The following is an 11833-nucleotide window of genomic DNA, read 5'->3' as shown; positions in this document are numbered from 1 at the left end:
TAAAAGAGAAAGATGAACCACCCACAGTCCGAAAGGCGGGAAGAGCATGTTTAACAAAATGTTAGTAGCGATTGACGGATCAGACATGAGTGCAAAAGCGCTTGATGCCGCAGTGCATTTGGCAAAAGAGCAACAAGCGGAACTAAGCATTCTTCATGTGGGGAGAGAAGCCGTCGTCACGACTTCTTCTCTGACGGGAATTGTCTATGTGCCTGAACACTTTATTGATGAAATCAGGAACGAGGTTAAAAAAGAGGGCCTGAAAATCCTTGAAAATGCAAAAGAAAAAGCAGCCGAAAAAGGCGTTCAAGCTGAAACCATTTACGCGAATGGCGAGCCGGCGCATGAGATACTAAATCACGCAAAAGAGAAAGGCGTCAGCCTGATCGTAGTCGGAAGCCGGGGCATCAGCGGCTTGAAAGAAATGATGCTTGGAAGCGTCAGCCATAAAGTGTCTCAATTATCAACATGCCCGGTTTTGATTGTTCGATAGATTTGTAAAAAAAGCGCCCTTGGGCGCTTTTTTTTATTTAGATATAGAAGTGTTATAATATCTACATGTAAAAAAGAGGAATTCTATGTGTAGATTTCTGAATTCATAAAAAACAGTTTATGCTATGCAGTACTGGAGGTAGAATACGGTTGATGCAACAGGATCTTTCCATATCGTCAAAACAAAAATCAACAGCCGTAATCAAAATGGTCATCTCCATGGTGATTTTTGGTTCTATCGGCTTTTTCTCAGAGCATACCAATCTGCCGTCATTTGAATTGGTCTTTGTCCGCTGCCTTTGCGCGACGCTGTTTTTAGGCCTTTGCTGGCTGGCGTCCGGCCAGTATAAAACTGAAAAATGGAGCAAGAGAGACGTGCTGCAAACATTGGCGTGCGGTTTCTTTCTTGTATTCAACTGGGTGTTCTTATTTAAGTCTTTTGAAGAAACGTCCGTTACAATTGCCATCTCCGTTTATCACCTAGCGCCGGTGCTTGTTCTTCTTCTGGGGAGTTTCCTCTACAGAGAGAAATTAAATGTGATCTCCGTCAGCTCCATTATCATCTGCTTTCTGGGAACTGCGCTGATTTCCGGGATTAACGGCAGCACTTCATTGACACAGCTGATGGGATCAGGGATCATATGGGCAGTTCTCGCCGCACTGTTTTATGCGTTCACCACTTTATTGGGAAAAGGCATTCACAATCTCAGTCCTTACACGACCACCTTCTTGCAGACGGGTTTAGGGGTTATCATCCTGATTCCGTTTATTCACTTTGGCGCTTTTGCTGACCTATCTCAGGGAAACTGGATTATGGTGGTATCTACCGGCATCATCCATACGGGTATTGTATATTTGCTGTTTTTTGACAGTTTGCGATTTTTATCTACGAAATTTATTTCAATCATTGTATTTCTCGACCCCGCTGTCGCGATCGTACTCGATACCGTCTTCACAGGCTTCCGCCCTGACCTCTATCAAACGCTTGGCATCGTAATGATCTTTGCGGGCATGGCCTTGACGCTTGTCAGGAGGCAGGGGAAGGCGAATGTGGCAGCTGAGGGTACGGATATTGAACAAATGCAATAATGGAAAATGTAAAAAGGCCTATGCGGCCTTTTTTTGTTTTAGGTCAATTGACTCTCGCTAATCCTTAAAATAAGATAAATTTTCTAGAAAAATATTGCAATAATATTTCAGTCTAGTTAAGGTTATTGAGTAAATATTACTTTTATTACAAAAGGAGAGAGAAAATGAAAAAAAGAAAGAGGCGAAACTTTAAAAGGTTCATAGCAGCATTTTTAGTGTTGGCTTTAATAATTTCATTAGTGCCAGCCGATGTACTAGCAAAATCCACAGAAGAAGAGAATGGAAATCGTATTGCTGCCGATGATCCAGAAGAAACTCTTCAGAAAGAACAAACTGAGGAAGCCGTACCTTTTGATCCAAAAGATATAAACAAAGAGGGTGAGATCACCTCTGAAAGAACAGAAAATACAAAACTCTATTATGAAGGTGACGGTGTCTATAAACAGGAAGTATACCTTGATCCTATTCATACAAAGGAAACACCTGATGCCGACTGGGAAGACATTTCTCCTGAGTTAAAAGAGTCGACAAGCAAACAAGTCGAGACAGAGAATGCCATTTTGAATTCAGATTTTCAAAAGCAAATGAAGAACGGGCTTTATGCGACTTTTGAGCATAATGACCATAAGGTTACATATTCACTTGTAGAAGCGAAAGGCCCGAATAAAACTTCACTTACTCCGAAAGATACCTCAGCAGATTATAAGACTGACAGTAATGAGATTGTGTATCCGGATGTTTTTCCGAATATTGATCTTCAGACTTTCACATTCAATGAAAACATAAAAGAAGATTTAGTCCTTCATCAGTATGATGGATACAACACATTTACATTTCAGTTAAAAACCGATTTGCAGGCTAAAGAACAAGAGGATGGATCCATTGATTTTTCTGATGAAAAAGGCAAAGTTGTTTTTTCTGTGCCTAAACCTTTTATGACGGATTCAAAACTAGATGAGCTTTCCGGCGAGGTTGAACGTTCAGACAAAGTCAGCTATAAGCTGGAAAAGAATGAAGGAGGGTATTTGCTTCATCTTACGGCAGACCAGAGTTGGCTGAAAGACCCAGAACGCGTATATCCAGTATCTATCGACCCGTCAACTTCTTTATCTGTTTCATCGGACACGTTTGTCATGAGTGCCTACCCGACGACGAACTATTCGGCCTCCTCACAAAAATGGGATGCTAATTTAAAGGCCTATGTACTGAAAACGGGCTATTATGACAAAACAACAGGCACAAACTATGCGTTCATGAAATTTAACAACCTAAAGCCAATTCAAAATATGACTGTCACTAAAGCTACATTAAAAACATACGTAGCCCATTCCTATTATGGAACAAAGGCAACCGGTCTTTGGCTGGATACGGTCAACAGCAATTATGATAATGCAAAAGTGACATGGAACACCAAACCGGCATCTAAAAATATCGGAAAAGCCGACGTCCATAAAGGACAGTGGGCGAGTTATGATGTGACCGCTGCTGTAAAGTCATGGAACTCCGGCGGGGCCAACTATGGGTTTAAGCTTCATACAAACGGAAACGGTAAGGAATACTGGAAAAAACTAATTTCTTCAGCGAACTCCGCCAATAAACCGTATATTGAAGTGACGTATACCATACCAAAGGGAAACACCCCTACAATTAAAGCCTATCACAATGGTGATTCCACTGGTTATTTCGATATCAGTTGGAAAAAGGTTGAAGGTGCGAAAGGGTATAAGGTATGGATTTACAATGGTAAAGAATATCAAGCGATTTCTACAGGCAACGTCACGTCGTGGAGCACAAAAGGGAAAAAAATCTGGCCTACGAGCGCAGAAATTGCTTCCAAGAGATATAAACTGCATCTGGACGGCAAGGACGGAGCCGAATTGGCACTAGACCCATCCCCGGTCTATAAGAACTCCGGCGGAAGCTATGCCACAAGCAAAAACTATTGGATTGGCGTCAGTGCAATATTTGACCAAGGTGAAGGAGCGATGTCCGCACCGGCAAAACCCGTTATCCCTAATGTAGGAAAAGCACAAACACCATCAGCAAAAGGCTACAACAATGGGAATGCCACAGGGTATTTCGATCTTTCTTGGAAAGCTGTATCTGGTGCAACCGGCTATAAGGTTCAGGTGTTCAATGGGAAAGGCTTTGAGACATTTGATCTGGGAAATCAGACGTCTTGGACCACCAAAGGGAAAAAGATTTGGCCGACAAGTGCTGAAATTAAGGCTGGGAAATATGCTCTTCATCTGAAAGACGGCAATGGTGCAGAGCTGCCGATCAATCCCGGACCAACCTATAAAAACGCCGGGGGAGATGGAGCCAAAAAAAATTACTCGTTTAAAATTATCGCATACAACAAAGATGGCGAAGCCATTGCATCCCCGGCTGCTAACCCGGCACTTCCTGATATCGCTAGGCCAAAGAATTTAACTGGCTATTTGTATACAAATACAAAATCGAGTCAAACGGGTTATGTGAATTTGATATGGGAAAAGGTTCAAAATGCGAAGGGCTATAAAGTTAACATTTACAACGGTAAAGAATATCAGTCCTTTGATGTTGGTGATGCTGATCATTGGACAACCCAAAATAAAAACATCTGGCCGACTTCTGAGGAAATCAAAGCCGGAAGCTATAAGCTTCATACAGATGGAAAAGGCGGGGAATTAGCCCTCGATCCATCACCTGTCTATAACAATGCAAATGGGAATTACAAAGGGAAGAAGAATTATTCTTTCACGCTTGTCGCCTATGATGCGAATGGTGAAACGATTCCAACGGCGCCCTTTAACCCAACGTTCCATGAAGGCGCAGAATTCCTTGGGACAGAAGAATACTGGTCTATCATTGATATCCCAAGCGGCCAGTTAAATGGTGCGACAGGCAATGTCATTGTGAATGAAGAAGATTTGTCAATTGACGGACGCGGTCCAGGACTTGGCTTATCGAGAACCTACAACAGTCTTGACAGCTCTGATCATTTATTTGGGCAAGGCTGGTATGCTGATGCAGAAACATCTGTCATCTCAACGGATGGCGGGGCAATGTATATCGATGAAGACGCTACGACACATCGATTCACGAAAAAAGCCGATGGCACGTATCAGCCGCCGACCGGTGTATATCTTGAATTAACAGAAACAGCTGATCAGTTCATATTAAAAACAAAGGATCAAACCAACGCTTATTTTAATAAAAAAGGCGGCAAACTCCAAAAAGTAGTGGATGGCCACAACAATGCAACTGTCTATACTTACAATGACAAAAATCAACTGACCGCCATTACAGATGCATCAGGCCGCAAGCTTACATTTACCTATGATGAAAACGGCCATGTGACTTCCATCACCGGACTTAAGAATAAGAAAGTCACCTACTCATATGAGAATGATTTGCTGAAGAAGGTTACAGATACAGACGGGACTGTCACAAGCTATGACTATGATGGCGAAGGGCGCCTTGTCAAACAATATTCAGCCAACAGTACCGAAGCAAAGCCTGTCTTTACCGAATATCAGTATAACGGACACCGTCTCGATAAAGCGATCAACGCTAAAAAAGAAACATATGTCTACAGCTATGATGCTGATAAAAAGACGCTTCTCATGACACAGCCAAATGGCCGGAAGGTACAGTATGGCTATAATGAAGCGGGAAATCCGATTCAGGTTATTGATGATGCCGAAGGGCTAAAAATTACAACGAATACAAAATATGAAGGCAATAATGTTGTAGAAGATGTCGATCCAAACGACGTCGGCACCGGAAAAGCAACGGAAAGCTATCAATATGACAAAGATGGCAACGTTACGTCTGTTAAAGACGCATATGGAACTGAGACATACGAATACAACAAAAACAACGATGTCACAAAAATGAAGGATACCGAGGGCAATGTCACGGATATTGCTTATGACGGACTGGATGCTGTATCCGAAACTGATCAGAGCGGAAAATCATCGTCAGCAGCTGTTTATGATAAATACGGAAATCAGATTCAATCCAGCAAAGATTTATCAGCTTCAACTAATATTTTGAAAGATGGAAGCTTTGAAGCACAAAAATCCGGCTGGAATCTGACTGCTTCTAAAGACAGCGGCAAAATCTCAATTATCACCGATAAAAGCGGGGTTCTTTCCGGATCAAAGGCATTGGAAGTCTTGAGCCAATCAACGTCTGCCGGAACAGATCATGGGTATTCGTCAGCAACACAAACAGTTGAGCTGGAGCCGAATACAACCTATACATTAAGCGGGAAAATCAAAACAGATCTAGCGAAATCAAGAGCCTACTTTAACATTGATTTGCGAGACAAAGATCAAAAACGAATACAGTGGATTCACAATGAATACAGTGCATTAGCCGGAAAAAATGACTGGACAAAACGGCAAATCACTTTTACGACTCCAGCGAATGCAGGAAAAGCTGTTGTGTATATGGAAGTCGATCATAAAGATAAAGATGGTAAAGGAAAAGCATGGTTCGATGAAGTCCAGCTGGAAAAAGGCGAAGTATCATCGAGCTATAACCCAGTTCAAAACAGCAGCTTCACATCAGCAACGGAAAACTGGAATGTAAGCGGGGCATCCGTTGATTCTGAAGAAGGCTTTAATGATGAAGTATCATTAAAAGTTGCCCGGACCAGTGCGTCCCAAGCTGGATCAGTAACAAAACAAACCGTTGTCTTAGGGCAAAGCGCAAATGACAAACCGGTTTATCTCACACTGACAGGCATGTCGAAAGCAAGCAGTGTCAAGTTCACAGATGAAAAAGACTATTCTCTGCAGGCTAATGTCACTTACGCGGACGGCAGCACAGGCGTATACAATGCGAAATTCCCTTCTGGAACACAGGAATGGAACCGCGCAGCTGTGGTTATACCAAAAACAAAGCCGATCAATAAAGTCGATATCAGCATACTGTTCCAAAAGAGTGCAACAGGAACCGCGTGGTTTGATGATATCCGTTTGATTGAAGGAAGCCTTCTAACAAAAAGCACGTATGACAGTAATGGTAACTATGTGACTAAGGAAGAAGATGAACTAGGATACTCTACTTCAACTGATTACGATGAAACTGGTAAGAAAACGTCTGAAACGGATGCAAAAGGTGAAAAAACAACCTATACGTATGATCAGGCAGACCAACTGACAAACATGACGCTCTCCAACGGTACGTCTATCCTTCACAGCTATGATAAGGAAGGCAATGAGATAAGCAAAACCATCCGGGCGGGGGCAGATCAAACCTATAAATACGAATATGATGTGATGGGCAAGCTTGTCAAAACAACTGACCCTCTCGGCAATGTGTTAGCAAGCGAATATGATGCCAACAGCAACCTGACCAAAACCATTTCACCGAATGGCAACGAAGTATCTCTTTCTTATGATGGAACAGACCGGGTGAAATCAAAGTCGTATAACGGTACAGAAAAGTACAATTTCACGTATGACAAAAATGGAAATGAAACGTCGGTCGTTAATAAAGAGCAGAACACCACAAAGAAACGGACATTTGACAACAAAAACCGTTTAACCGAATTGACTGACCGCGGCGGCAGCCAAACTTGGACATACCCTAGTGACTCCGATAAGCTGAAAACCTTCTCGTGGACTCATGGGGACCAAAAAGGAACGAATCAATTTACGTATAACAAGCTGGACCAAATGATTGAGATGAAAGACAGTACATCTTCATATTCATTTGATTATGATGAAAATGGAAACGTCCAAACCTTTATTACGGGCAACGGCGGCGGAACAAGTTTTTCATATGACGAAAGAAACCTTGTAAGCTCGCTGCATATCGGTGACAAAAACGGCGGAAGCATTCTGACGGAAAGCTATGAATATGATGCCAACGGCAATCGCACAACGATAAACAGCTCAGCAAGCGGCAAGGTGCAATATGAGTATGGGAAGCTGAATCAGCTTGTCAAAGAAACCCATGAAGACGGTACTGTTATTGAATACACATATGATGGATTCGGAAACCGGAAAACCGTTACAACTATAAAAGACGGCTCAAGCAAAACGGTGAACGCTTCCTTCAACATCATGAACCAGCTGACAAAAGTCAATGATGAAAGCATCTCTTACGATAAAAACGGCAACCGCACATCCGACGGCAAATTCACATATACGTGGGATGCAGAAGATAACCTGACCGCCGTTACCAAAAAAGGCGAAGACAAGCCATTCGCAACATATAAGTATGACGAAAAAGGAAACAGAATCCAAAAAACCGTCAACGGAAAAGTCACGAACTACTTCTACGACGGAGACAGCTTGAACGTCTTGTATGAAACAGACGCGGACAACAACGTCACAAAATCATACACGTACGGAGACAGCGGCCAGCTGTTATCCTACACAGAAAATGGTAAGAAATATTTCTATCACTACAACGCTCACGGCGACATCATCGCGATCTCAGACAGCACTGGAAAAACCGTTGCCAAGTATCAATACGACGCATGGGGAAATCCAACAAAAACCGAAGCAAGCGACGAAGTAAAAGACAACCGCTACCGCTACGCAGGCTACCAATACGATGAAGAAACCGGCCTGTACTACCTCATGGCCCGCTACTACGAGCCAAGAAACGGCGTGTTCCTATCACTCGACCCAGACCCGGGCAGCGACGGAGATTCATTGGATCAGAATGGGTATGCTTATGGAAATAATAACCCAGTGATGAATGTTGATCCGGACGGGCATTGGGTATGGCTTGTGGTAAATGCCGGATTTGCAGCCTATGATGGATATAAGGCATATAAATCAGGTAAAGGATGGAAAGGTGCTGCTTGGGCAGCTGCTTCTAATTTTGGTCCTGGGAAGATATTTAAGGGTGCTAGTCGCGCCTATAAGTTTACGAAGAAGGCAGTTAAAATCACAGGTCATACAAGACATGGACTTAATCAATCTATAGGAAGAAATGGAGGCCGTGGAGTCAATTTAAGGGCCAAACTGAATGCTGTGCGAAGCCCTAAAAAAGTAATAAAACAACCTAATGGGGCAACGAAATATGTTGGAAAAAAAGCTACAGTTGTTTTAAATAAAAGGGGTAAAGTAATCACAGCTTATGGAAGTTCAAGAGCTAAGGGTTCTAAACACGTATTCCATACACACGGAAAAGGAAATAAATCTAAGAGAAGGCGTTAATAAGGTTAAGCGAGGGGGGGATGACAACTACCCTCACTTAAACTTTAAATGAGGAGGAAATATGGCCAAAATAAAAGATGATTGTATAGAACTTGAATTAACACCGAGAAGGTATCAAGAGTTGGACGATGATCCATTTATTTTATCTGTATTTGAATTGTTGGAAAATAAGAAAGCCGTCGTTCGCGATTTTTCTGCTGTTTTATTAGAAAGTGAATATAAGGTGTTGATATCTGGGATCGAAACTATGATAAAAGGAAATCAAGACAGTATCAGTTTAGAGACTATTGAACCATTCTTATTTCTTAGTATTGATCAAGAAAACGGAAATTACAGAATTAAGATTAAAATTATATTTGATGATTATAAAGAAAGTAAGTCGAACTCCAACTTGTTCGAAATTAATTGTAATGAAGAAAAGCTAGAGTCTTTTGTGACCGCTTTAAAATTAAATCTTGAAAATACAAAAAATCCTTCTAAACTTCCTTAATTATAAATAATTTCTGCATTGGATAAAAATGGGGCATTTATTGATGGAACATTAAATAAGAGATGTTACCATCCTCTCTTATTTGTATGACAAAAGAATCTAAAAATATAGAATTGATTGGGATGAAGAGGATTTGCCAAAAAGGTTCCCAGCGTTTTGTGAAAAGCCCACTGGGTGAGTTTTAAGCAGTTGAAGATAAAGCTTGTATCAGCGATACAAGCTTTTTTAGAACAAATCTAAACATGAACGACAACGAAAACAAGAGAATGATGAATCGATTTAAAAGAACTTGAGAAATTGACAGCGGAGGGAATGCGGCTCATGCAAAAAAGATTGATCGAAAAACTCGCCGAGAATAAAAGACGTTTATTGATGAGCGAAATCAAAGAAAAACTAGTCCCTTGTGCAGAAAGAGGCTTCACTTATCGTTTTGCTGATCTGGCGCAAAGCAGGCAATTGCTTGAGCTGGTTTTATCAAATTCAATACCAGCCAACACCCGTGAGGTTGATGCCCTCGAAAAAACGGAAGCGAAACAGCTGATCTGGAAAATATCTCAGTCATATGTTGCTTACGATGACCGGGACGTTCTGCTGTTTCATCAATACAGCAGCGAAATTGGTGCGTTAGTTTGTTCTTTTGGAAAATGTCTCGAGCACCTTGACTGTTTATTGGAGTGTATTGAGTTCGATGAAGGGATTCTCAATCATAGTTTTATTTTGGTTGAGCCTAAGTGCCAGTTTGGTTTATGTATATTGCACACGGAATACGGATGTGAGCTTGTTTATTGGTAGATTGGAAACCTTTTGGAACATATCTTTTACGGAAAAAGCTTCAATATCTAAATATCAGTACGGTGCTTTGCATACTAATAACAAATCATTTAGTACTTGAATACGTGGTGATCAAATTGAGCGAGACAAATCTAATAGAATGCATAAATAAAATCAAAAGTGTCTTAAATGGACAAACAATAAGAGAAGAAGTGTCAGATTGGGCTGGAACTTATGTTCATGCGGATGACCCCGAAGTAGAAGATGATAGAGTCTGGAGTCTGTTAATCCTTCTAAGCGGGATTGATTTGAAAGATTCTCCTGAAACTTATTTGCATTCAACAGATGATTTAAATGATTGGATCAAACAATATACGGAGTAATTTGTTTTCTGCTTGGTGGCAAGGCGTTATTGATTAAAAAGAAGCAGGGGATGACAATGTATCAAACGATTAATGAATGGGTTGATTATATAGATGAGGGGTGCAGTGTCCTTCATTTAGATTTTAATGTGTTTAAAAAAGAACTCTCACTTGATATTAAGGTTTTTGAAGATGAGGGTGAATATACGCATAAAATTTCATTTCAAAATGTGGCATCCGCTTATTATAGTGCAGATGTTGGCGACATGAGATTGGAAAAAATAGATCCGGAAGAATACAATTGGCAAGTATTTGAGATGAGTTATCATCCAGAAGGAATCGGGAATCTATCAAATTCTTTAATTCCGGAGTATCAATCAAATGCTAACTTTCTCATTGACATGAACAGAATGCTGATTGCTATTGAAGCTGAAACCGTTCGCTTTGATGATCAATCGTTTTATGCATACCAATTAAACACTAAATGATTTAAGACTGAATTGGAAAGTAGCTTTATATCAAAACGATTAATGAAACTAGGCTGTCCGTTACTAATAGCTAATAAATGCTTAATTATCACTTCATTTCTAAACTGGGAGCATAACAAATGAAAAAATTAAAAATGAATAAAATTATCAACATGGACACCCAAGATTGTTTTTTCCATGCTGATCCACTGGGGCGTGTCTACATTGGAAAAGGTGTGAAAGGTGATGTGACCATCTCAATCTATGATCCTTCCGGTGATATTCGGGTTTTTAAAGTGAAAGAGCAGATTTCATACAGTGATATCCTGCTCTTTCAACAATGTGCAGATGGCTATATCTTCGTTTATTACGAATCGTACGAGCCGAAGGTAAAGGTTTTTTCAGAAGAGGGAAGGGTGAAAAGTGCTTTTCACTTGCCTTCAGGGGTTTCCTGCTGTCTTTTGGATGAGAAACAAAACCTTTGGGTCGGTTTAAATGATGAAGGCATTTATGATGATGAAAATCCCAACGGCCATAGTGTGTGGTGTTTTACGTTAGATGGTCAGCAGAAGGAAATACACATTGATAGAAAGCTCGAAGAAATGGATGCGCCGGCTGTAGATGATTGTTATGGACTTGCAGAAAAAAACGGCTTGATTTATATGCTGTATTACGGAGATGCAGTCATTGCCGCGTTTGACGACACGGTCGTGAGACGGGTATGGATTCTGTCGGATAAAGAGCCGAACTCAGAAGCATTTTATCAGCTTGCGATATCTGAAGAAGGTTTTTTGGTTGGGACGTTCAATTGTTACAGTGAAGAGCTTGAGTCGTCTCTTTATTTGATTTCTGCCGATGTGAGTCAAGAGATGGAAGAGATAACATGCTGTGACTCGAACGGTGAAGCCCTAGACGTTCAACAGCTGAAACTGACAAGTAACGCTGTTTACGCAGTGGCCTCATCTGGTGTTTATAAGCAGGATGTCCAATAAG

General features: G+C 41.1%; 8 protein-coding genes and 1 pseudogene. All 9 read left to right on the top strand.

Going from position 1 to position 11833, the window contains the following annotated elements:
* Positions 1–46 precede the first annotated feature (46 nt).
* The gene (locus tag AC0OMU_RS20915) at positions 47–493 is read left to right on the top strand and encodes a universal stress protein (RefSeq protein WP_003227162.1); all 447 of its coding nucleotides are present in this window, start codon (positions 47–49) and stop codon (positions 491–493) included.
* 152 nt (positions 494–645) lie between these two features.
* Positions 646–1581 carry a DMT family transporter gene (locus AC0OMU_RS20910; RefSeq protein WP_046161098.1) on the top strand — a complete coding sequence of 312 codons (936 nt, stop codon included), beginning with the start codon at positions 646–648 and terminating at the stop codon, positions 1579–1581.
* Between the two features lie 164 nt (positions 1582–1745).
* Positions 1746–8750 (top strand): tRNA nuclease WapA, encoded by a 7005-nt coding sequence (wapA, locus tag AC0OMU_RS20905; RefSeq protein ID WP_474241497.1) that lies wholly within the window; start codon positions 1746–1748, stop codon positions 8748–8750.
* A gap of 61 nt (positions 8751–8811) precedes the next feature.
* A complete protein-coding gene (wapI, locus tag AC0OMU_RS20900) occupies positions 8812–9240 on the top strand; it encodes an immunity protein WapI (protein ID WP_003227169.1) in 429 nt (142 codons plus the stop codon).
* A 321-nt stretch (positions 9241–9561) separates the two neighbouring features.
* The gene (locus AC0OMU_RS20895) at positions 9562–10032 is read left to right on the top strand and encodes a YxiF family protein (protein ID WP_003243092.1); all 471 of its coding nucleotides are present in this window, start codon (positions 9562–9564) and stop codon (positions 10030–10032) included.
* Entirely contained in the window at positions 10026–10394 is a 369-nt protein-coding gene (locus AC0OMU_RS20890; RefSeq protein ID WP_322839958.1) for a hypothetical protein, read from the top strand. Before AC0OMU_RS20895 ends, AC0OMU_RS20890 begins: the two co-directional genes overlap by 7 nt.
* Positions 10395–10444: 50 nt before the next feature.
* Positions 10445–10861 (top strand): YxiG family protein, encoded by a 417-nt coding sequence (locus AC0OMU_RS20885; protein ID WP_322839990.1) that lies wholly within the window; start codon positions 10445–10447, stop codon positions 10859–10861.
* A 119-nt stretch (positions 10862–10980) separates the two neighbouring features.
* Positions 10981–11307 (top strand): annotated as a pseudogene (locus tag AC0OMU_RS20880) (DNA-binding protein); the annotation flags it as partial.
* 72 nt (positions 11308–11379) lie between these two features.
* Complete coding sequence (locus AC0OMU_RS20875) at positions 11380–11832, top strand: hypothetical protein (RefSeq protein ID WP_072175368.1); 453 nt, start codon at positions 11380–11382, stop codon at positions 11830–11832.
* Position 11833: the final 1 nt, after the last annotated feature.

It is taken from the genome of Bacillus sp. FAU18, assembly GCF_056033885.1.
This window is presented reverse-complemented; position numbering and strand designations above follow the sequence as displayed.